Below are 22731 nucleotides of genomic sequence, written 5' to 3'. Positions count from 1 at the left end.
GTTCAAGGATTATCGTACTTAATTTCGAATATTCCCGGTTAAGTTGACGATACCCTCAATGCCTGCCTTCACCACAAAAACTGGCTACGATTCGCAAGCTATGAACGATCGCCTTGCAGAAGAGTCACAACTTGATAGGAGTGCAACATAAAGCCTAGCTTTTATTACACCCTGTAGAAATCGTTAAAGCCTTCAAATTGCGGCGTTTCAGACATGGGTGCCTGGTCGGAGGGAACATCTGCGGCATTAGCCTTTCTCTCAGCCTGAAGATTGCGATCGACAGGAGCAATAGGGGTGAAAATCTGAGTTGCTTCTTCCTCTTCTACAGGACTGAGCCAAACGATGCGATCGCTGACCTGCAACATCAACTCATCGGTTTCCAGTTGAACAAAAAAGTTCTCCTGACTAAATGCGATCGTCCGAACCGCTTCCCACCCTTGCGACGTTAGGACGAGCAGTGGAGCTTGATCCTTTTTTTTGCTGTAATAAATGCGCCAAATCTTCCAGAGTTGTCTCACTTCTGTACTGTTTAGCTCATATCCAGGCGGAATCGGGCGACGCTCATATTCCACAAAGCCCTTTTCGTTCACACTGATGGGAATGTAGCGATGTTCGACTAGAATTCGATTGATTAGCTCTTGATAGGTAGAAGATTGGCGAACTAACACTGAGCGAATTTGACCGACAAGCTTCGCGGTTGCTAAAAGTCCGCCTTTCTTGGACAACAGTTGCGCCGTATCAAAAGCTGGCTCCACTCGTAGATTTTGATTAGCCAGTAGCGAGAGTTCTCCTTGAACAAACTTTTGAATTAATGCGATGTCATTATCTGGATTCATAAATTATTCCCGTTAGTCGCTAGTCCAGCTTGAGAGGCTGGTGATATTACGGTATAAAGCCGCTGATTGATATCCTTATTATTACTTAGATGCTTTGCAGCAATTTGTTGTTTCTAGGTATTTTCATTAAAGATTTTGTGTTGTTTGCAGCCAAAGCTTAGTCCCACTTCGACACCAGGGCATGTTACCTAGCTAGTACATTTACTTAAATGACAAATTTGATGAAGAATAGAAGAAGCGAATGAGAGGTGAATGAATGGGACAGTATGACCGCTTGATTCTAATGGCAGAAGATGAGCTGACGCAGTACAGCACCGATGCCCGCAAAATCGAGAAGCTACGGCGCAAAATTGGGCTTTCGGTGTCGGCGAAGGAACAACAGCAGGTGAAAGAGCAACTACTGGCTGAAATGCCGACCGATTCGTTTAATAAAATTGTAGAAACCCAACGTCAAAGCGTTGCCCTTCCGTTTTGGGGAATCGCCGGATTGGGGCTGCTGCTCGGTATTTCGTTTTCGCAACCAATCGATTTTGCAGCAACGATCGTAGGCGGCGCGATCGCAATCTACGTTCAAAGACTCGGCTGGAAGCTGCAAGCCAAACGACTCGTCATTCAGACGCTAGAAGACATCGAAGAACGAGTGCGTAAGCCAGACTGAACGACGAGACTCTCTATCGATCGCTAAGCGACGGCTTGTCCTAACTGAGTCAGGAATTGCAGTGCTTTTGCCACATATCTTGCACAGTCGTAAGGCGACGTTTCATAGAAGGATCGCCATGCAGAACCTTTAAATTCATCATACCGATCGGCGTGATCGGCATGATTTTCCAGCCAAGCGAGACGAACCGCGTGACCGACCAGAACGTCCATCACGATGTACTCTTCAACTTTAAAGTCTGGGTTTTGGGCTGAGATCGCGGCAAGTTCCATCAGCGCTTCGACATTAACTTGGCGATATTCTGGCGCTTGCATTTTGTTCAACAGGTGTTCCACTTTCAGCGCAAAATTCTTCTCTCCTGCTGTCATTTCAGTGATTAACGATTCACTATCTAATCTATTGCGTCGTTCGAGCTTGTCACCAATCACTAACCCTTTGCAATGATGAAGTAACTTCCATACACCCGGATAGAAATCTTTAGGGACACGATTGACGGCTCCTTCTAGTTGTCGTTTGCGTCGCCAATTTTGATTGGCGGGTTCAATCTCTGTTTGTTCATCTGAAACGACAACCCAATCGATGCCGCGATCGGGAAGTTTTACTTTCAGCGATTCTTGTTTAAATAACGCTTGATTCAAATCGGCGTATCCAACCAAAATTTCATGCAGTCGGGTTTTGATCTCAAATGGACTCAATCGCATCAACCGTTCGTAAGCTTCGTCTTGCGTCACGTCTAACTCACGGGCAAGATCGCTGGTCATGAGCAAGATCAGATAGCCAACCCGCAGGGTCAGCAAGCCTTTGAATAATTGGGGTTCGGCTTTAATGAGCAAACTGAGATAGACGAGGATTTCTTGAGTCAGGACGCGATCGCCATTATCTTCACGGCAAAAGTTGCGAATTTTTTCTAAAACTTCTGTGTGTGGCAACGGCTGCACAATTAGCGAAGCCTCGCTGTAGGCACGACCCACCGAAATTTGTTTCTGACGCACGAGAATGTCAGTGACGGCATCTGACAACCCGACATCCACTTTGTCGAGCAATCCTGCAACCCGACGAACAATGCTCCAGTAAGGCGAGCGTGCAGCGTTTCCTTTACTCGCTCTGGTATAGATTTCATTCAATAGATCGTGCACGGTTACAGGCGCACCCAAGTCTACCGTTGAGTCCAATCCTCTAAGACGGACTAGCGTGCTGAGAATTTCCACTTGTTCATAGAGGTTCTCTGACTCGCGCAGATTTTGAATTAGCAAGGGAAAATCCGCTTCGTAGTCTAGCCGAAACTCCTGCATAAAGTTCAACGGCTGCGTCTTCTGAGGATCGTGAGCTAGATAAAATTTTGAAATTCCAACTTCAGCCACAGAAGTCGATTCAAATTGGAAATCGTGAAGATAATCGATCCGCTCTGTACTGGCAGTGAGAATAAATTGTCGAAGTTGTCCTAACTGAACCGGGATGTCTCCACAGCGCCCTCCATGCAAATCTTGAACGAGATCTAAGAGCGCCTCTCGACCCAGTTCTAACATGTCTTTTGTGAGCAGCAGCGTTACCGTTGGTCTGCCCAAATGCTGCCAATGACGATGAATGTGCGCCATCTCGCTTTTGATGTTGGAAACCAAGAAGTGATAGTCCAACGTCAGATAAAACCGCTCAGGCTCCAGAAATGACGGCAGAAACACGATCGTTTCTCCCCGAACTTTATAGACGCGAGAGGTTGTTAAACTTCGCATTCGTCGCTGAGGACGACCCGTTAACCCAAGTTTGTCATTTCGCCCAATTTGCGTATAGGCGGCTGCGAGTTCTCTAGCGTGGCGAACTTGAATTGGTGCGACTTGTTCTAGCGTTTGCGTTTCTATATTATTTGCAGCAAGTCTTGCCTGTAATGCTTCATCTTCAGCAATCAGTACGACTTGTATTGTAGCTTTACGGCGTTGTCCTAGCCGCAGATGCCGTCCGCATGGATCAATATCGCCCACCGAAATTAGACTGTCTTGCAGCAGTTGAGCGAGAATATAAAGGCTCTGCGCCCATACAAGTGGAACGTTGTCGTTTGGGAGGCGCGTTTGAGTGTGAGGATGTTGTTTTTCGGCTGCGATCGCGCTCTCCGGCACGTAATATAATTCGGGCACCAAATCCAGTCCATCTCGATGCACCGTGATTTTAGCGAGACGATCGAGATAATCTTGCGCCTGAGTGCGGTCGCCCCGAAAAATTCCGTCTAATGCCAAATACGTAAAAAACAAAGGCCATTCGCACTCAATATGCTCAAACTGCTTCAACTCCCACGGTTCGTAGTGCAAGCGAGTGTGATCTTCTAGTACCGCTTGGTGTCCATCGCGGAGAAACCGTTTGCAGCCGTAGTTGCCTTGAAGTAAATCGATAATTTTAGTTCGGGTGCGATCGACGAGTTCAGTATCTTCGATCGCAAAGGCTGGAAACCCAATGACGCTGAGCAGCGCTGCGTCTACTTCTTTAGAGCTTGATTCTCGTGGCAGCAGTGAATCTAGCGTGACTCGGCAGCGGGCGATTTCATCGGGCAACACATGAATGACGGAAGCGCGATCGCCATGCACCCCATAAAGATCTAATCCATTCATGGCTTCCAGCGCTGCTTTCGCCATTCCAACGGAACTCCCGTTCAGTTCAGGGTTGCCGTGATTGATTTTGTTTCCCCGTTCCCATATTCCGTAATCGGGAGTGCGATAGGTTCTGCCAATGTAGTAGACAAGGTTCTGAATAAAATTAACTTCGTCGTTTGTATAGATGATTGATAGCCCAGAATTGATCATCTGTGCCAACATTAAGAGAAACAGTGAAGTGGCATCAAGCTGCAAATGTCCCCACTGATCGTCTGCTACCACAGTTGACCCGGTTGCAGTGTCGTATTTGGCATGAAGCGCATCCAAGGCGACTTGATTTTCTTTAAATTTTTCGACTTTATCGGCTTGCCGCATCATCGCAAATAACAAACCGCGCATCAGTTTAATAACGCTGTGTTCTAGCTCGTACGTGCGTCCTCGGTCGTCCCGTTTTCGGTACGCTAACGCCAAGCCCCAAACCGCCAAAATGCTATACACATTGTCTCTCACCCAAGCATCGGTATAATCGCCGTGAGCATTAACCGCCGTGCTGGCAGGCAGCAATCCTGAAATCGGATTTTGCCGGCTCAGGATCACAGAATGCACTTGCTGATAGTAGCGATCGAGCCGGTTCGCTACGTTTAAAGCTTGGTTGGTCATATTTCACCTCAAAGCGAGACGCTGAAGAACGCCTTAAACAGGTTGCCCCAAAAAATTGTCTTACGTCCAAATCTCAAAGTGCTTAGGTTTAGAATTGGTTAGGGTGGTGCATAAATATAAGAACTCTAGTTCAATCACTTGTGTAGTGGAGTTTAATAAGAACATTTCAAGTAGAGATTTTAGATTCTACCTTGAAGATGTCTGGCTTTAGCCTAGGACCGAAAATTGTAAACTGAAACTCATTGAATTTCAGAATAGATGCAGTGAATCAGCATGAAGAAAATCTGTGATCAAGATAACCCTAATTAAGTTCTGGTAGCACGAGTCGGTAGTGAGCTTCGATTTTGCCACTGTATGCGATCGCTGTTTGGCGCCTCACTTGATTTGATTAAATAATTCTTGTCTCTGGCTATTATAACCAGTGTTTACAATATTGTTGCTTATAAATCAACGTTCTATTTACCCAAACGTAGCTTACCTTATTAACAAAGCAACCTAGAATCAGTAACCCAATTGGCTCAGTCTTGTGAGATTTACCACTAAAGTCCAAAGACAACAAATCAATCGCGCCGTTGTTTAAACCACTGCTTAATTAGGTCATTGGAGCGAATTCTCCAATCGACGATCGACAGCAGCAGCAGTGGCACTCCGCCTACTTTTAAGCCCATCAGCACATGTAACACAAGAGCAATCACAATCGTTGCCCAAGCCAGCAGATGCAGTGAGTAGATGGGATGAAGTAAATCACCACTCAATAGCCAGTCTGCCTGCGTTCGGTTTCCGGTCGCGGTTCCTGCGGAGTTGCGCTTTGCGCTAATCGCAACGAGTGGCGCTAGGAGAAGCACAGTGTTTACCAGTCGGTGCAGGGTGTACCACCAAATCGGCTTCCCAACTTTGGTTAACTTCTCTAGAGAATTTCGTTGAATGAGGCGTTTGTTCCCGAAGGCTAGGCCGTAAAGCGCAAACGCTAGAACGATCGCAAATAAACCCCATCCAAGATTCGCGTGAATGCTAATAATCGTGTCAATCCTGGATAAAGGAAGTTTTCCAAAGCGGTAATCAAATGTGTTGTAGATTAGAAAACCCGATGCGATTAGCGCAAAGCGCAACTCCGCAGGAACCGCGGCAAAAACCAGCACTCCATTCGCGCTATGAAGAATTCGCAAAAATACTGGCTGATAGGGCTTAATGAGAGGCATCGTCGGGTAATTCTAAGCGGCTGATTTAGTTTAGCGTGTGGTTCTTCTAGAGCTAAGCATATTCGCTATTTGGAAGATATACAGAATACTGTCCAGAAAGAAATATATGCTGATTTAGTACAATCAGGGTACTTGCTCACAAAGCCAAACGAAACTTGAGGCGAAGCGCACAAGGTGCAAACTCTCTATTAGATTAATTTCTTAACGATCGCTGTCCCCACTTCACTGACCTATTTCTCATCTCACCAGAACGGATCAAAACATTACGTCCTACAGCTATCTCTAAAAAGTGCGGTAACGTGTTTAGAAATCTGAAAAAGATTTGTTTCCCACTGAGTAGATTTAGGTACCAAGTTTTAGGAGCAGTCACTATGACTACCGTTAAGGTAGGAATCAACGGATTTGGTCGGATTGGCCGATTGGTGTTTCGGGCAGGACTTGCCAATCCCAACATCGAATTTGTCGGCATCAACGATTTGGTTCCTCCAGACAATCTAGCTTACTTGCTGAAATACGACTCAACTCACGGCATATACAAGGGTAAAGTCGAAGCGAAAGCAGATGGCATCGTGGTGGATGATAAATTCATTCCTTGCATGGCTATCCGCAATCCGGCAGAGTTGCCGTGGGATCAATTGGGCGCAGATTATGTGGTCGAAGCAACGGGGTTTTTCACCGATTTTGAAGGGGCATCAAACCATGTCAAAGCCGGTGCAAAGCGTGTTGTGATTTCGGCTCCGACCAAAGATCCAGAGCATGTCAAAACGCTATTGATGGGCGTGAATCATCACGAATTTGATCCTGACACCCATACGATCGTATCCAACGCCAGCTGTACGACGAATTGCCTCGCGCCGATCGCGAAAGTTCTGAATGATAACTTTGGGCTGAGTGAAGGGTTGATGACCACGGTTCATGCGATGACAGCAACGCAACCCACGGTCGATGGCCCCAGCAAAAAAGACTGGCGCGGCGGACGCGGTGCATCGCAAAACATCATTCCTGCTGCAACAGGTGCCGCAAAAGCTGTGACATTGGTGCTGCCTGAACTGAAAGGCAGACTGACAGGCATGGCGTTTCGCGTTCCGACTCCCGATGTGTCTGTGGTGGATCTCACGTTCAAAACCGAGAAGGCGACGAGCTACAAAGATATCTGCGCCGCGATGAAGGAAGCCTCGGAATCCTCGCTAAAGGGCGTTTTGGGATATACAGAAGATGAGGTGGTTTCAACTGATTTCCAGGGCGATCTGCACTCTAGTATTTTTGATGCGGGCGCAGGGATGGAACTCAACTCCAATTTCTTCAAAGTCGTGTCATGGTATGACAATGAATGGGGTTACTCCAATCGAGTGATTGATCTGATGATGACGATCGCACAAAAAGACGGCATCTTGAACTAAGTAAATGCGCGATCGCTCTCGAAATGAAGGTGCGATCGCGCGTTTACAAACACGATCAGAAAAATTTTGGATAAGTAATTGAGCATCTAAACTCAAGCTCTAATCCGACAACCACCCGAACACTTCTCCGACTGTGAGACGAAACTCATTGGCAAAATCAGGCACAGGAATTTGCTGTTCTGCCACATCAAAAAATTGAGTCGGGCGATCAGCATGATAAACAAATACAATTTTTTCATATAGATCGATCATCCAACCGAGTTGAGTTCCCTGTTCAAGGCAGTGCAGAATGTTTTTAATGACTCTGGTTGGGCTTTGATCGGGAGATAAAATTTCAATTGTCCAATCAGGCGCAATTTCAAACGAGTTGGCAATTTCGCCGTTCTCATCACGCGGCAGCCTATCCCAAACGAATACTGTCACGTCTGGAACCGTTGAGCGCCCACCAAAGGTACATCGCAACTCAGGATAAGCTCGCGCAATGCGTTTCGGCTTTAACTTCAACTCCATTGCAACTGGTAAGATCCCGTTGAACTGTGCTGTGTTTTCCTTGTGGCATTGGCTTCTGGCTAATTCGACCATCAAAATATTCGCTGGCGGGTTTCGTTTCCGGCAACGCCAAAAATTCTTCTAACGTGAGAGATTTAGCGGGAGTCTGAACCATATCTATCGCCTCTCAAAGATTCTCTAGAACTCTACGTTATCATCTTCATCCGAGCCGCCAATCACCGAGAGCGGAAAGCGTTCTTTTAATGCAGGAATAACGGGACACGGTTTACGCTCGTCCAAATTCTCTGGTTTGCTCCAAGCGAAAGGAGCTTGTTTTGCCGCCGACATCCACAGCAATCGTTTGGCGCGAGTCATCGCGACGTAGAGCAAGCGAAATTCCTCTGCTGTTTTGAGATAGCCTGCGCGTTCCCAAGCTTCTTCCGTGCCGGGAATGGGGTAGTTGTGAACGATCGCTCGGATCTGCGATCTCGCTACTTCTGACAGGGTAAAATCTCCCAAAAACTGCATGAGCGGCGGCACGTAGAGCGATCCCGGAATCGTGTTTTCATGCAAAAACGGCAGAAACACATAATCCCAATCTAACCCTTTGGCTTTGTGCATTGTAATAATTGTGATCTGTGCGGGACGAATATAGCGATCGTCATCTTCCGCCTCAACGGGTTCAAACCGTTCGGAACTAACAATTTCGTTTAGCACCTCTAGCATTGCTCCTAGCGAACTCTGTTGAGTTTGCTGCATGATTCGCTCAGTCAATTTATCTGCTGTTGCTAATTCTGTTTGATCATAGTCAAGCGTGTAAGCGAGAAAGGGAATCAGTTGATAGAGCGGAAGTTCTATTCTGGCTCTCAGTAAATTGATGCAATAACGACTAGACTGTTGAACAGTCGGGGATTGTGGTGGATCGAGTGGAGAGGGATACAAAAACTGTTCGGGGAACAGAATCAGCGCGTTGAGATCTTGGTTAGGGATAAGTCGCCGTCCAACTAATACTGACAATGCTGCTTTGAGATTGTCGGACGAATGAGGACGATCGAGAAACTGCAAGAGAGACAGAATTTCGCCCGGAATGTGAGATTGGCGATCGCGCTGTCCGACTTCAAACACGCTCAATTTTTCGTCATACCACCGAGCAAGCTGTTGAGCGACAAATCGCCCTTGTTCGTTCGTTCTCACGAGCACCGCTACCGAGGTGTTGGGGTTTTGTTGAAAGAGCGCGATCGCCCTTTGCCCAATCATTTCCACGGTTTGATACACGTTATCTGGCGTGTGCAGTTCGAGTCCCAATCCTTCAGGAGCAGGATTAGCATCTTTTTGCGGATCGTTTGCGGAAACTGGATGGATCGCCTGTGGACGGAATGGTGCTTCTGCCTCGGTAGCAGAATCGGAAGGTTTGCCGTACTTACGATTAATCCAGGTGAGAACAAAATTTGCAGCGTTGATGATCGCGCGGCTGCTACGACCCGCTTGGTTCATTTCAGCGAGTCGATTTTCAGTGGCACAAGTTTGGCAGAAATCACGGAAGAAAACCGGATCGGCAGGCGTAAAGGTCGAGTTAATCGCTTGGTTTGGATCGCCAACGCGCACTAAGTTTTGAATAGAAGAATTCGTGGGATCAGCGGATAGAATTTCTAGTAATTTCGTTTGTAATGGACTTGAATCTTGAGCTTCATCTTCAAACACCGCAAAGACTTGAGTTTGCCAACGATGCTTTGGAGTTTCGTGAAGCGAATCGCGCACATTTGAATACTCTAATACTCGCAATGCTCCTAAAATCATCTCATCATAATCAATCAAATTTCTTGCTTTCAGTTGAGTTTGATATTGCTCATAGAGTCCTGCTGCGATCGCGAGAATTGAATACTCATCATCTACCTCGCAATTTCGCAAATCTTGCGGCGTCAATCCAGAACTCTTTGCTTCTCGAATCACTGTTGCGGCTAAATCGGGCAGCACTTCTGTTCGCAGAACTGATTGCCGTCGTAATCGCTCGGTTTCTTCTCCATCAAACTGTCTGCCTTCAAGCAACCGTTGATACAACGCTGGATTCAGGCCTAACCATTGCTCAACGCTAGTACGAATTAACCGATGTCCTTGAGTCGGCGTAATCAAGACTGCATCTGGATTTAAGCCCGATAGTTCTGGGTAGCTTCGGGCGATCGCCCATGCCAATCCATGCAGGGTGTGAACGACAAAGCCCCCTTGGGGCAGCGCTAATTCCTTTAGATGTTTGCGAATTTTGGCTTTGATGTTTGCGGCAGCAGATCGCGTGAAGGTGACGACGACTAATTGGTGGCGCGGATGCAGTTGATGACGCGCGATCGCAAAGGCGGCAGCAACAGCCATTCCGGTTGATTTTCCGGCTCCAGGCACGGCAGAGACAGCTAAGCGCCCGCTTTGCCAATCGGCAATCTCGCGCTGTCCAGGACGCAATGTGTTACGAAGCGATCGCAGCAGATCGTCGCGTCTAGTTGATGGAGCATCTGAGGTGAGCCAAGTATCAGCAGACATAAGCACAATAGATCACTTGCACTAATCCTACTAGACTTCCTGCAAAACTGTTTTAGCAGATGTAGCGACTGAATGGATGAAAACTAAGGTTGAGTGATTCTTGTAGGCTTAATTCATTGGAGAAAACTAGAAGCGTTATTATCTAGGAGAGCAGATTTCAGTGTTCAGCAGCGCTACTGATTTGCAAATCGCTCCCTATTTTTGTTGTGCCTTCACACTATGATTCAAGCTCTTGCACAATCGATTGCGTTTGATGAGTTTATCGCTTGGTATCCAGAAAACTCAGAGACTCGCTACGAATTGCATCGTGGGGTAATTGTTGAAATGCCAAAACCAAGAGGCAAACATTCTGATGTTGCAGGGTTCTTAAGCGGATCGCTGTTTGTTGAAATAGGGCGAATGAACCTTTCCTACTTCATTCCTAGAGAGTGCATCGTTAGAACAATTGATGGAGAATCGGGCTATGAACCCGATGTGATTGTGTTGGACAGACAGACGATCGCAGACGATCCGCAGTGGGAGAAAGAATCGGTTATTACCAAAGGGAAGTCTGCACGACTGATCATCGAAGTGGTTAGCACCAATTGGCGAGATGATTATGCCCACAAATTCACAGATTACGAAGCGCTAGAGATCCTTGAATATTGGCAGGTTGATTATTTGGGTTTAGGCGGTAGACGTTATATCGGCAATCCTAAGCAACCGACCCTCTCGGTTTGTGAACTAGTCGATGGAGAATATGAAATCCGTCAGTTTCGAGGCAGCGATCGTATCATTTCTCCAACATTCCCAGATCTGCAACTGACCGCAGAACAGGTTTTCGCGGCAGGACAATGAAATGGGCACCACGACTTTTTGATAGGTCAGGCTCAGATACCAACCTGATTAAAGTGCCAAGCCGCGCTTTTGCCTGCTGGTTGAAGCCGCTTTGCTATGCCGCCTAATGGACTAAGTCGAGCTCAGCCCTTTTTGGCTTAAAGTAGCTACATTCCGTCTTGACTAAATTCCGGCTTGACTAAGAATCATCTCTATTTCGTCTAAAGAACTTCCAATTGAAGGCGCGCGATCGCATTCGTCGCTGCTGACGATAGCGCAAGGCAGAAGCCTCTCGGCGGCGCCTACGATTGGCTCTGTCGGAAGGATCGCGAGTCATCGCTTCGGTTCCTTCTTCGTCGATGAGTTTCGGATCGGGTTCTGTTCTTTCGTCTTTGCTGAGCCACCAGTCTACAATCAAGCCGCTCGCTAAGCCGCCTAGCGCTCCTAACGCAATGCTGAGCAGCGCAGAATAACCACTCCAATATAGGCTAAGCAAAAACAAAAGCCAGATCTGCAACCCGGCTGAAAACCCTTTAGAGATGGGCTGTCTACGCACGATCGTTACCTTTGCGACTTTAGACAGGATACAGCGAATTTCAAGCCTCAGACAGGAGATTCGATGAGGGAAGAGGGATGAAAGATAATCTGCTTATCCATCCCTCATCCCTTATCCCTCCTTCCTAGCCGTATCGATCGTCTTCACCAACGGCTGTTCCTCATCAGTAAACGGCTCCATGTGTTGATTAGACAGAACATCAGTTGTTGCATCAGAGATGTCGCCTTGACGCTGTTGAACCCGTTGCTGCAATACCTCATCTGGCGCAGTGCAATGAAGAATTTCCAGGGAAATTTGATGGGTTTGAGCTGCTTGGATGACCTGCGATCGCGTGGCTTGGCGATCATATTTTCCATCCAAAATCACGGTATAGCCTTGAGCCGCTAACTTGATGCCGAGGTCAAGTAAGCGATCGTAGGTTTTCTGCGTCATCTCTGAACTGTAGAGCGACGCATCGCCTTTTGCATCTAGCTCAACGCCGCCTAAGTGCTTGCGAACCGCATCTGAACGAATCTGAATTGCTCCAGACTGACGGGCTAAGGTTCGAGCTGTAGTGCTTTTGCCTGAGCCAGAAAGCCCAGACATCATGACTAGCTTGCCTGTCTTCTGCTGCGTGTAGTGCCACGCGAGCTGATAGTAACGACTCGCCGTTTCCTTTGATTCTTGTTGTACAGCCTCTGGAATGCCCGGATCACCGAGCAAGAATGATGTGACTTTTGCCCGTACATACGCTTGACGGCTGAGGTAAAGCGGCAACACCTGCACGCCTTCCCAGTCCCCTGTTTGCTCAAGGTAGGCGTTGAGAAATAAATTACTCAAATCAGGACGGTTCCGAGCATCAAAATCCATAATGATGTACGCAATATCGAACATCACATCGACGAATCGGAAGGGTTCGTTAAATTCAATGCAATCGAATAGAAGAATTTTGTTGTGCCAAAAGCAAATGTTTCTGAGGTGAACATCACCATGACATTCGCGAATCCATTTGGTTTGAATTCGACTATCAAAGAGAGGTTTTTGCTCGGCGAATAGTTTGTCGGTGTATGCCTTCGTTTCGTCAAACTGTTGCTGCGTTTGAGCCACGCCAATGTAGTTGACGGTTTGATCGTAGTTCTCATCGATCGCTTGACGAATTTGCGCGACCTCTCCAAAGCTGAGGATGTAATCATTCGTGGGTGCCGCCTTGTGAAAATCTGCCAGGACTTTTGCGAGTTCTTCGAGGTGCTGCTCGCTCAGTTCGCCGCGATCGTACATCTCACTCAGCAGCGTCTCTTGCGGAAATTGCTGCATCTTCACGACGTACTCAACTGCTTCTCCCTCGCCATCCAAGACAAAATTCTCCCCGTCTTGAGCGATCGGCAACACATCTAAATACAACTCGGCTGCACCCCGTTGATTAAGCCGCAGTTCCTCATGGCAAAAGTGTTTGCGTTTCTCTAGGGTTGAGAAATCTAGAAAGCCATAGTTCATCGGCTTCTTGAGCTTGTAGACCAATTCACCTGTGAGCAACACATAAGAAATGTGAGTTTGCACCAGTTGAATCGGTTCAGTCACCACATGTGGATAAAACTGGGGGCGCAGCATGGACTGGACTAAAGGAGGCAGAGTTGAGGTTGTCATAGCGTTTCTTTCAGAGTTTGCGCCTTGAGCGCTAATCGCAATGGGTATTCCGGGCAAAGAGCTATCTAAAACGAAAAAGCCAGGGATTGCTCCCTGGTCTTCTATATATACACTGAATTTTTCACACAGCAGACTTATCCTGCGGGTGTGGCTGCCGCAGATTCTTCGGCTGCCGCAGATTCTTCTTCGGCAGCGTCGCTTACTGCTGCCGTGCTGACTCCCGCGATCATCACAACGACTCGATCTGACTCTCCGAGGGCTTCTACACCAGCGGGAAGCGTTAGCTCATTCACATGCAGCGCGTCTCCTACATTGAGTGCAGTCACATCCACATCAATCTTCTCAGGAATTTGCTCAGGGTCACATTTGACGGCTAATTCGGTGAGAACACTATTGAGTGTACCGCCATCGTTTTTAACGCCAGTCGCATCGCCCACAAAGTTGAGTGGAACCGTCACTTCAATCGAGCTTTGTGCCGCGATCGAGAAGAAACTGATGTGATACAAATGTCCTTTCCAAGGGTGCTTTTGCACTTCTCGCAAGAGCGCTTTGCCTTTCCAAGGCATATCTGGCACATTCACCTGAATCAAAGTGTTATTGACCGCCGCATCTCGGACGAGAAATCCGGCTTTCTTGGCATCGATCACAAGTTGAACCGATTCAGTCCCATTGTGACCATAGAGCGTCGCCGGAATTTGTCCACCTTGGCGCAGGGCGTTCGGCTTGCTGCCGTCAGGACGTTTTTGACATTCGATCGTAAGTGGCATGGTACTTCTGAAGTAGTAATTTAGATAGAACGGCGGTGTGGTCTTAGGCGTTTACAGCTTGCGGGGCGTCGTTAGGATATAACAGCGCCCGTTTTGGACCGTGAATCGGATCTTCCACAATAATGGTCTGATCGCGCTTCGCTCCGAGCGACACGATCGCGATCGGCACTTCCATTAATTCTGCCAGGAATTTGAGATAGTCGAGCGCTTGCTTGGGCAGATCATCAAGCGATCGACACTCATCGGTTGAGCGTTTCCATCCGGGCATAGTTTCGTAAATCGGCTTACACCGGGCAAATTTACGCGCATCGCTGGGGAAATCGTTGCAGCGCTGCCCATCAATTTCATAGGCAACACAAACGCGAACTTCATCCATCTCGTCTAGCACATCGAGTTTGGTGATGGCCAAACAATCCAACCCGTTGATCCGCACGGCGTAGCGCCCAATGACGGCATCAAACCAGCCGCAGCGTCGCTGACGACCCGTGGTGGTGCCAAATTCTGCGCCGCGATCGCACAGTTGAGCGCCCAGTTCTTCATGCAGTTCAGTCGGAAATGGGCCTTCTCCCACGCGGGTTGTGTAGGCTTTTGCCACGCCAATCACGCGATCGATCATCGTTGGACCGATGCCCGTTCCCACACAGGCTCCCCCCGCCACGGGATTAGAGGAGGTGACATAAGGATAGGTTCCGTGATCGAGATCAAGCAGCGTTCCTTGAGCGCCCTCAAACAAGATGTTCCGCTTGCGGCGGATCGCCTCGTAAATTTTGAGGGAGCTATCGACCACATGAGGACGCAGCCGCTCGGCATAGGCGAGGTACTCCTCTAACACCTCGTTGGCATCTAATGGCGGTAGCCCGTAGAGCTTTTCGAGAATGCCATTTTTGTGAGCGATCGCCCACTGCAATTGTTTTTTGAGGGAGTCCGAATTCATCAAATCGATGATGCGGATGCCGGTTCGCTCAGACTTATCAGCATAGGTCGGTCCAATCCCGCGCCCGGTCGTGCCAATTTTGTGGGTTCCGCGTTTTTCTTCGGAGGCAAGATCGATGACGCGGTGATAAGGCATCGTCACATGAGCCGTTTCAGAAATCATCAGGTTCTCGGTCGAAATACCCCACTGTTCTAATTGATCTAATTCTTGAATTAGAACTTTTGGATCAATGACAGTTCCGCAGCCAATAATGCATTCGGTATCGGGATATAAAATGCCTGATGGAATGAGGTGTAGCTTAAAGGTTTGATCCTTGACAACGACTGTATGCCCAGCATTCACACCTCCTTGGTAGCGGACGACGACATCTGCCGATTTGCTCAGCAGATCCGTAATCTTGCCTTTCCCTTCATCGCCCCACTGGGCACCAATTACAACTACGTTAGCCAAGGGTCTTTAGTGTAATAGAGTTTTCAACAAACTCCCATTATCTCATTAAATTGGCGAGTGTCAAATGGTCGAATTGGCGAGTGCCAAATAGTCAGGCGTCAGCCAAACTTTGGGGTGAGCAGGAGGTGTCTTTAGCAGCGCTTTCCAGAGGGGTAAGATGGGTGAAAACTGCGGCGGACCTGTGATAATTCGGTATTTGTGTAAGATCGAAATACTCTAGATTTTAAGATCTGTGCTTCAGATTTCAGGTTAATCTTAAAAATCTCTTTCCCTCCATTCCCCTCTTCGACACCATGCACACTTTTCTTCCCCTCGCGTATTTCAAGAATCAATTTGTGCCGTTTGAGCAGGCGAATCTGTCGATCGCGACTCATGCCCTGCACTACGGAACTGGGGCTTTTGGAGGATTGCGCGGCATTCCTGATCCGCAGACTCCCGATCAAATATTACTATTTCGGCTCGATCGACATTGTCAACGGTTGAGCAACAGTGCTAAGTTCCTGATGCTCGATTTGCCCGCCGATAAGATTCAAGCAATCATTACAGATTTTGTTAAAAAAAATCGACCTCAGACCTCGTTTTATATTCGTCCATTTGTTTACACATCGGATTTGGGAATTGCGCCTCGGTTACACAACATTGAAAAAGATTTCTTTGTGTATGGGTTGGAGTTGGGAGATTACTTATCGCCGGATGGGGTAACGTGTCGGATCAGTTCTTGGTCTCGTCAAGAGGATCGCAGTTTACCGTTGAGAGGAAAAATTAGCGGTGCTTACATTACGTCGTCATTAGCCAAAACAGAAGCGGTCGAATCGGGATTTGATGAAGCGATTTTACTAAACACTCAAGGTAAGGTGAGCGAAGCTTCTGGAATGAATGTGTTTTTAGTGAGAAACGGTGAGTTGATTACACCAGGATATGAACAAGATATTTTGGAAGGAATTACGCGAGATAGCATCTTAACTATCGCTAGAGATATCGGGATTAAAGTAGTTGAACGACCAGTTGATAAAACAGAGTTATATATTGCAGATGAAGTGTTTTTGAGTGGAACGGCAGCTAAGATTACTCCAGTAAAACGGATTGAGACATATACGTTACCTCAACAGCGACCAATTACAGATAAATTACGAGAAAAGTTGACCGCAATTACGGAAAATCAAGATCCGAAATACAAGGACTGGATTTTCGCCATTAATACTGGAAGCGATTCTGAGGCAACTGCGATGGGATAAATCACATGGGATAGATCACAATGCAGGGTAGCTGTACAGCACTACCCCGACTAAAGGTTAGCTTTTGTTGACAACTTGGCTACCGTGGCTTCGAGGATCGGCAGCGCTCTCTTGTGAAAGGGAAGATGAAAATTCTGAAGTCTGCCCCGTTGCTTGGGCATAAGGAAGCGTTGTTCCCTCCACTAAGGCAATTAGATTCTCTTCCAGAATTTTGTGAGGCTGCTCGCCGATCGCTTGCCCAATCGATTTTCCGTCATTACCCAAATACACAAAATGAGGAATTCCATCGATGCGATAGGAGAGAATTTCGGGCAACCATTTCTCGTTATCGACATTAAGCATGACAAAGTTAACGCGATTGCCATACTGCTCTTTTAGCGACTCGATTTCTGGAGCCATTGACTGACAACTCGTACACCAATCTGCATAAAACTCCATCAGGGTTGGTTTGCCGTTACTGAGAGCGGTTTCTAGAGGCACAGATTCTTTCGCCATTGCGCTTAGGGAAACGGCCGTTGTCTGAGTCTTGAAGCTGAGCGCAAAGATGACGGTCAGCACGATCGCAGCCAGCGCAATCAGAAAGTTTCTGATCCGCGCTCCATTCGTTGAATTGGCAGGTTCTGGAGTTGAAGAGGTCATAACTGAATTGTTAAGCAAACACTTTTAGTGTAACCATTGGCTGTTACGACTACAATCTCAGTAAGTGCAAGCTCAGTGAGTATAACTAAGCGATGAGTATAATTAGAGAGTGAAAAAACGAGTCACTCTTACATTTCCCAAGCGCTCTGTGCAGATGCCTGTCACCTATCGGCTGGCAAAAGATTTTAATGTCGCTGCAAATATTATTCGCGCCCAGGTTGCACCCAACCAAATCGGAAAATTAGTTGTAGAGTTGCTAGGCGATATTGATCAGCTAGATGCTGCGATCGACTGGATGCGATCGCAAGATATCAATGTCTCGTTTGCCAGTCGTGAACTCGTGATCGATGAAGAATCCTGCGTAGATTGTGGGCTATGTACGGGAGTGTGTCCGACGGAAGCGCTAACCCTCGATCCGCAGTCGTTTAAACTGACCTTCACGCGATCGCGCTGCATCGTGTGCGAGCAGTGCATTCCAACTTGCCCCGTTCAAGCCATCTCGACCAATTTTTAGGTGAACAGCGCCAGTTAATTCGAGAAGATCTGCAAGCTTGTTAAACAGTTTGAGAGACGCTCAAGCAGGCTGCTACGCCAAATCAAACTCTTTCAGTGCAGGTAGAAAATTCTTGTTCTCGTGATTGGAACGGCTTAATTTGATCAGGGCAAACCGCTGCAAAGGCGTTAGATTTTTCCATTGAGTCGCTTGAATCGTCAGCCCTAATTCTTGGGCTTGAGTCTGCACGCTCTGGGGTATGGTCGTCTCCAACCACTCGGGATGCGGATCAACGGGTAAATCGCTGGCTGTTTCTCCCGATCTCTGCTGAATGAGATCATGAAGATCCGAGCGATAGGTTTCAATTTCTGATGCTGTGCTGCACGGCATCTCTACTAACTGGTGGCGATCGCGCTCATTAAACTGATTCCATTGGTGTAGTTTTAGCTTCACACCGCACGTGTCTAGCTTGAATCGCACTTGCATTGGAATGCAACGCAAAGAATCAACAAAATCAGATTCAAATTGAAAGAATTCAGCCATTGTGTTTTTAATGGGGTTTTAGTTTAATGAATATTTTTAGGAGCAACTTTACGAACAATCCAATAACTAATCGACAGGGCAAGAATTGCACATGCAAGGGCAATGAGATCCAGCCCAGCTGTTTTTTCTAGATCCAGAATAATGATTTTACGGGCAACCGCAATCAGTGAGGTAACAATAACCAACTCTGCTTGCACTACGTGATGCTTCAGGTACGCCGTAATATTTTCTAAAATTTCAAGGGCAATTAAAACATTCAAAAACAAGCCAAAAATCGAGAAAAGCGTTCTGCCAAATTGACCAATCGGTGGCGAATAGAACAATTCCTTCACCATAAAGATGAGCAACTCGGACACTGACGCGAAAATAACTACCAGCATCGCAAGGGCTAAAACTTTAGAAACCCATCGTTCAATGTGGCTTGTGAACTTTAAAAAGCTGCTGTCTCCAAGACCGCTTCTAATATTTTGAGATAACCGCGTTAGCCGACGCATAGCAAACCATTTTGAACTGCTGCTGTGAGCATACTAGGTAGAAAGACTCATCGTAAAGAGATCTGCGGCAGTTAGGAGATGAAACTTCTGTGAGCGCACCATCGCTCTTTCTCTATAGCTAACCCGCTATCGCACAAGCGACGGCTCAAACTCCTGAACCTGAACTGCTATCCCAGGCGACATCGACACAATTTCCACAGCACAGGCTTTTAATTCGGGCTGTTTTGAATCGGGACATGAGACTGGATGCGTCAGAGCATTGGCTTCGGCTTGGTCTGCCCATAGCGCGCCCCAATGCATCGGCACAAAAACGGTTCCCGGCGTGATCGCTTTTGTGACCATCACCGGAAATTTTGCCTTGCCCCGCCGAGATCGCACTTCCACCCACTCATCAGGTTTCACACCCAATTTATCTGCATCTTTCGGATGAATTTCGATGAACGGATTGGGGTGCATTGCCCGAAGTTTTTCAACGCGTCCGGTGCGGGATTGGGTGTGCCAGTGTCCATAAAGTCTGCCTGTCGTCAGCACAAACGGATAGCGATCGTCGGGTGGTTCAGCCAACCCACGAGAATGATAAGCTCCAAAGCGGGCACGACCATCAGGCGTGTGGAACTGATGGTCGGTATAAAGCCGGGCGGCGACGGATACCTTTTGACCCGGACGGATTTGACCCGATAATCCAGCTTTTTCGGGTGAATCCGGCTCTTCAGTCACTAGCGTGCCCCACTGAGTTGGGCCATGCTCAAACAAATAGGTATGGCTCAGTTGGGACTGATCGCAGGGCCGTCCTTGGGTCAGCAGGGCATATTCGCGGTAGACTTCAGCCGAATAGTTGTAGGCAAACTGCTTTGAGAAGCCGAGCCGCCGACCCACTTCTGCAAAAATCATCCAGTCCGGTTTCGCTTCACCCGGAGGGGTGCGGAACTGAGAGCAGAGCGTCACGCGCCGCTCAGAATTGGTCATGACTCCCGTTTTTTCGCTCCATTGCGCGGCAGGCAGCAAGACGTGAGCATACTCCACCATTTCGGTTGGATAGTAGCAGTCTTGATAAATCGTGAAGGGCGATCGCTTCAATGCGGCTTTCGTGCGCTCTAGATCGGGCATACTCACCGCTGGGTTGGTTGCCGCTACCCACAGCAACCCGACTTCTCCTCTCTCAAGCCCCATGATCATTTCCCACGCGTTGCGCCCCGGATTGGGAGAAATTTTGCCAGGAGGTAGCCCCCAAAACTGCTCAACGTAATCCCGGTGCTGAGCATTCGTAACCGACCGATAGCCTGGCAGTAAGTGAGCTAAGCCGCCCGCTTCTCGTCCGCCCATCGCGTTTGGCTGACCTGTCAGCGAAAACGGACCTGCGCCCGGTTTACCAATCTGCCCAGTCATCAAGTGGAGATTAATAATTGAGCGAACTTTTGCTGTGCCTTCCGAAGATTGATTCACGCCCATCGACCACATGGACAACACTCGCTGAGCCTGTGCCCAGAAGCGAGCCGCTGTAGATAAATCGGCTTCCGAAATGCCACAGCGCTCGGCGACGACAGGTGGAGGATAGTGACGAATGACCTCAACAAATTGATCAAACCCGTTGGTGTGGTCATGGATGAAGGTACGGTCGAGGTCGTGCCAGCGCCAGAGCAGGTAAGCGATGCCATTGAGTAGATCGATGTCCGTTCCGGGCTTGATCGCTAAATGTAAGTCCGCGCCTTCTGCGGTTGCCGTGCGACGGGGATCAACGACGACGATTTTAACGTTACGGTTTTTCTTGTGATGCTTGCGTAATCGGTTGTAGAGGATGGGATGGCATTCTGCTGTATTTGTGCCGATCAGAAACGCGCAGTCGGTTTCGTCTAAATCGTCATAACAGCAGGGGGGACCGTCCGACCCAAAGCTTTGAAGGTACCCCGCTACCGCAGAAGACATGCAGAGTCGAGAGTTGGCGTCAAAATTGTTAGTGCCCAAACAGCCTTTGATCAGCTTTTGGGCGATGTAGTAATCTTCGGTTTGAAATTGCCCAGATCCATACATGCAAATGGCATCCGGCCCCTGAGTAAAGCGAACGACCTGAATGCGGCTGACGATGGTTGCGATCGCGGCTGCCCACGTCACCTGACGAAACGGCTGATCCAGCGAATCGCGCACCATGGGATAGCGCAATCGGTCTTTGTGCAGCGCCTCTGCGACCGTTGCCCCTTTTACACAGACCATACCCTGACTCGACGGGTGAGCGCGATCTCCTCTGATGTGCCAAATTGGGGTTCCGTCTTTATCTCGATTGATTGCCTTGCCAGGCTGAGCCGGAGGCAACACTTCTAAGCCGCAGCCAACCCCACAGTATGGACATAGAGTTTTGGTTGGTTGAGCCATGATCAAGACCTCTTAAGCGTAGATTTAGTCACACCCGCCTTTTGACTGAGCGTGTAGTGTCTGACAGGGAATGGTGTTGAGTAATGTCACACCATCCAGTTCGGAATAGATATAAATTTCTATCCAAGCGTCGGACAGGGCTTCAAACAAGATGCGCTGCTTTGGAAAAACAACTCGCTCTAGTTTTAGGCCTGAAGACCCCGAAGTTTTTGCAATCTGAAGCTGATTGGTGGAGTTGGTGTAGTAACAAAGAATTCGGTTGACAACTGATGAGGTGACGACCGATAAGGGGGCTGTTTCGGAAGAAGCCATTTGTACGGATTCCATCGCGACGGTGGATAAGCAGAATTCAACAGGAAATATATCGGGTTGGCGTTCCAATAGACTGTGCGAACCCCGAAATCGCACCGAACCAGTATTGACTTGCTAAAAAACGGCAAATCTCAAATCCTGCCTGCAAGCAGCTTGATCTAACAGATCACGACAGGCTCTATTGTTGATCTAGAAGGGATGCAAAACTGTGCTTCTAGATACTTCACTTTACCTTTGAGCGGAAAACCGTTCTAAATTAACCGGAGGCGTTGCCGCCGCTTGCCCGTTACTCTACTTCGGTTAAGGCAAATCGACCATACAAGAAATCTAGTGCCTGATTTCGCAACGTGTAGTACTGCGGGTCTTCTATTAACTGAGTACGATTGCGGGGTCGGTCAAATGGGACATTCATGATTTCGCCAATTTTAGCCGCAGGGCCATTGGTCATCATCACGATACGATCGGCCAGAAATAGCGCTTCGTCAATATCGTGGGTGATCATCAGCACAGTGACTTTGTGCTGTCTCCAAATGTTGAGCAGTTCTTCTTGGAGTTCCTCTTTGGTAATGGCGTCAAGAGCGCCAAATGGTTCGTCTAGCACTAAGACTTGCGGATAGATGGCGAGGGCACGTGCGATCGAAACGCGCTGTTTCATCCCGCCAGACAGTTGCCCAGGCTTTTTATTTGCCGCTTCATCCAGCCCAACCATGGTGAGATGAGTGCGGACAATCTCGGTTTTTTCTGCTTTCGATTTTTCGGGATACACCGAGTTCACAGCCAGATAAACATTCTCATACGCTGTTTTCCAGGGCAAGAGTGAGTAGTTTTGAAACACAACCATGCGATCGGGGCCAGGACGGGTGACGCGCTTACCTTGCAGACGCACTTCGCCGCTGGTCGGCTCGCGGAAGCCAGACACCATGTCGAGCAACGTCGATTTGCCACAGCCCGAGTGCCCGATGACGCAAACAAATTCGCCTTCATTCACCGTGAGGCTAATGTCATCTAGCACCACGTTGTCGCCTTTTGGTGTGGAATAGATTTTTGAGACACCATCGATCTCAAGGAAGGAAGGGGTTTCGACCAACTGAGATTGGGAGTCGGGAGTAGAGAGGATTTGCATAGCGAAAAGGGCTGGGGTGAAGATCAATC

At 48.0% G+C, this 22731-nt stretch carries 21 protein-coding genes; 5 read left to right on the top strand and 16 right to left on the bottom strand.

Going from position 1 to position 22731, the window contains the following annotated elements; genetic code table 11:
• Window positions 1-164: 164 nt before the first annotated feature.
• Window positions 165-836 (bottom strand): hypothetical protein, encoded by a 672-nt coding sequence (locus tag AC5I6P_RS05350; protein ID WP_495692724.1) that lies wholly within the window; start codon window positions 834-836, stop codon window positions 165-167.
• Window positions 837-1092: 256 nt separating this feature from the next.
• Between AC5I6P_RS05350 and AC5I6P_RS05345 the strand changes: the two genes are divergently transcribed.
• Window positions 1093-1494, top strand: a complete 402-nt coding sequence (locus AC5I6P_RS05345) for a hypothetical protein (RefSeq protein ID WP_495692723.1) — start codon at window positions 1093-1095, stop codon at window positions 1492-1494.
• Between the two features lie 23 nt (window positions 1495-1517).
• On the opposite strand, the gene AC5I6P_RS05340 is transcribed toward AC5I6P_RS05345, so the two are convergent.
• A complete protein-coding gene (locus tag AC5I6P_RS05340; protein ID WP_495692722.1) occupies window positions 1518-4733 on the bottom strand; it encodes a phosphorylase b kinase regulatory subunit alpha/beta in 3216 nt (1071 codons plus the stop codon).
• A gap of 560 nt (window positions 4734-5293) precedes the next feature.
• On the bottom strand, window positions 5294-5932 hold the full coding sequence (locus AC5I6P_RS05335) for a cytochrome b/b6 domain-containing protein (RefSeq protein WP_495692721.1): 639 nt from the start codon (window positions 5930-5932) through the stop codon (window positions 5294-5296).
• A 371-nt stretch (window positions 5933-6303) separates the two neighbouring features.
• On the opposite strand from AC5I6P_RS05335, the gene gap reads away from it, so the two are divergent.
• Window positions 6304-7332 (top strand): type I glyceraldehyde-3-phosphate dehydrogenase, encoded by a 1029-nt coding sequence (gene gap / locus AC5I6P_RS05330; RefSeq protein ID WP_495692720.1) that lies wholly within the window; start codon window positions 6304-6306, stop codon window positions 7330-7332.
• Window positions 7333-7431: 99 nt separating this feature from the next.
• Here gap and AC5I6P_RS05325 read toward each other — a convergent pair whose 3' ends face one another.
• The 3 genes from AC5I6P_RS05325 to AC5I6P_RS05315 are packed head-to-tail and all read right to left on the bottom strand — an operon-like array spanning window position 7432 to window position 10350.
• Window positions 7432-7842, bottom strand: coding sequence for a Uma2 family endonuclease (locus AC5I6P_RS05325; protein ID WP_495692719.1), 411 nt, complete (start codon window positions 7840-7842; stop codon window positions 7432-7434).
• The gene (locus AC5I6P_RS05320; protein WP_495692718.1) at window positions 7796-7996 is read right to left on the bottom strand and encodes a Uma2 family endonuclease; all 201 of its coding nucleotides are present in this window, start codon (window positions 7994-7996) and stop codon (window positions 7796-7798) included. The genes AC5I6P_RS05325 and AC5I6P_RS05320 overlap by 47 nt, the downstream gene beginning before the upstream one ends.
• A 23-nt stretch (window positions 7997-8019) precedes the next feature.
• Entirely contained in the window at window positions 8020-10350 is a 2331-nt protein-coding gene (locus AC5I6P_RS05315) for an ATP-dependent helicase (RefSeq protein WP_495692717.1), read from the bottom strand.
• A gap of 219 nt (window positions 10351-10569) precedes the next feature.
• Between AC5I6P_RS05315 and AC5I6P_RS05310 the strand changes: the two genes are divergently transcribed.
• Window positions 10570-11187 carry a Uma2 family endonuclease gene (locus AC5I6P_RS05310; RefSeq protein WP_495692716.1) on the top strand — a complete coding sequence of 206 codons (618 nt, stop codon included), beginning with the start codon at window positions 10570-10572 and terminating at the stop codon, window positions 11185-11187.
• Between the two features lie 178 nt (window positions 11188-11365).
• Here the strand turns inward: AC5I6P_RS05310 and AC5I6P_RS05305 are convergent, their stop codons facing one another.
• The 4 genes from AC5I6P_RS05305 to AC5I6P_RS05290 all read right to left on the bottom strand — a co-directional run bounded on the left by AC5I6P_RS05305 (window position 11366) and on the right by AC5I6P_RS05290 (window position 15496).
• A complete protein-coding gene (locus AC5I6P_RS05305) occupies window positions 11366-11722 on the bottom strand; it encodes a hypothetical protein (RefSeq protein WP_495692715.1) in 357 nt (118 codons plus the stop codon).
• 111 nt (window positions 11723-11833) lie between these two features.
• Complete coding sequence (locus AC5I6P_RS05300) at window positions 11834-13345, bottom strand: bifunctional aminoglycoside phosphotransferase/ATP-binding protein (RefSeq protein WP_495692714.1); 1512 nt, start codon at window positions 13343-13345, stop codon at window positions 11834-11836.
• A gap of 134 nt (window positions 13346-13479) precedes the next feature.
• On the bottom strand, window positions 13480-14112 hold the full coding sequence (locus tag AC5I6P_RS05295; RefSeq protein WP_495692713.1) for a 50S ribosomal protein L25/general stress protein Ctc: 633 nt from the start codon (window positions 14110-14112) through the stop codon (window positions 13480-13482).
• A 43-nt stretch (window positions 14113-14155) separates the two neighbouring features.
• On the bottom strand, window positions 14156-15496 hold the full coding sequence (locus AC5I6P_RS05290; protein ID WP_495692712.1) for an adenylosuccinate synthase: 1341 nt from the start codon (window positions 15494-15496) through the stop codon (window positions 14156-14158).
• A 293-nt stretch (window positions 15497-15789) separates the two neighbouring features.
• Between AC5I6P_RS05290 and AC5I6P_RS05285 the strand changes: the two genes are divergently transcribed.
• Window positions 15790-16731, top strand: a complete 942-nt coding sequence (locus AC5I6P_RS05285; RefSeq protein WP_495692711.1) for a branched-chain amino acid transaminase — start codon at window positions 15790-15792, stop codon at window positions 16729-16731.
• 57 nt (window positions 16732-16788) lie between these two features.
• Here the strand turns inward: AC5I6P_RS05285 and AC5I6P_RS05280 are convergent, their stop codons facing one another.
• Window positions 16789-17370, bottom strand: coding sequence for a thioredoxin family protein (locus tag AC5I6P_RS05280; RefSeq protein ID WP_495692710.1), 582 nt, complete (start codon window positions 17368-17370; stop codon window positions 16789-16791).
• A 109-nt stretch (window positions 17371-17479) separates the two neighbouring features.
• On the opposite strand from AC5I6P_RS05280, the gene AC5I6P_RS05275 reads away from it, so the two are divergent.
• Window positions 17480-17884 carry an NIL domain-containing protein gene (locus tag AC5I6P_RS05275; protein WP_495692709.1) on the top strand — a complete coding sequence of 135 codons (405 nt, stop codon included), beginning with the start codon at window positions 17480-17482 and terminating at the stop codon, window positions 17882-17884.
• Window positions 17885-17956: 72 nt separating this feature from the next.
• On the opposite strand, the gene AC5I6P_RS05270 is transcribed toward AC5I6P_RS05275, so the two are convergent.
• From AC5I6P_RS05270 to AC5I6P_RS05250, 5 genes are all read right to left on the bottom strand, one after another.
• Complete coding sequence (locus tag AC5I6P_RS05270; protein WP_495692708.1) at window positions 17957-18406, bottom strand: nitrate reductase associated protein; 450 nt, start codon at window positions 18404-18406, stop codon at window positions 17957-17959.
• A gap of 23 nt (window positions 18407-18429) precedes the next feature.
• Window positions 18430-18900: a phosphate-starvation-inducible PsiE family protein gene (locus AC5I6P_RS05265; RefSeq protein WP_495692707.1), complete on the bottom strand. Its 471-nt coding sequence runs from the start codon at window positions 18898-18900 to the stop codon at window positions 18430-18432.
• A 126-nt stretch (window positions 18901-19026) separates the two neighbouring features.
• Window positions 19027-21267, bottom strand: coding sequence for a molybdopterin oxidoreductase family protein (locus AC5I6P_RS05260; RefSeq protein WP_495692706.1), 2241 nt, complete (start codon window positions 21265-21267; stop codon window positions 19027-19029).
• Between the two features lie 24 nt (window positions 21268-21291).
• The gene (locus AC5I6P_RS05255; RefSeq protein ID WP_495692705.1) at window positions 21292-21579 is read right to left on the bottom strand and encodes a DUF1830 domain-containing protein; all 288 of its coding nucleotides are present in this window, start codon (window positions 21577-21579) and stop codon (window positions 21292-21294) included.
• 286 nt (window positions 21580-21865) lie between these two features.
• A complete protein-coding gene (locus AC5I6P_RS05250) occupies window positions 21866-22702 on the bottom strand; it encodes a nitrate ABC transporter ATP-binding protein (RefSeq protein ID WP_495692704.1) in 837 nt (278 codons plus the stop codon).
• Window positions 22703-22731: the final 29 nt, after the last annotated feature.

It is taken from the genome of Myxacorys sp. (genome assembly GCF_059501405.1).
This window is presented reverse-complemented; position numbering and strand designations above follow the sequence as displayed.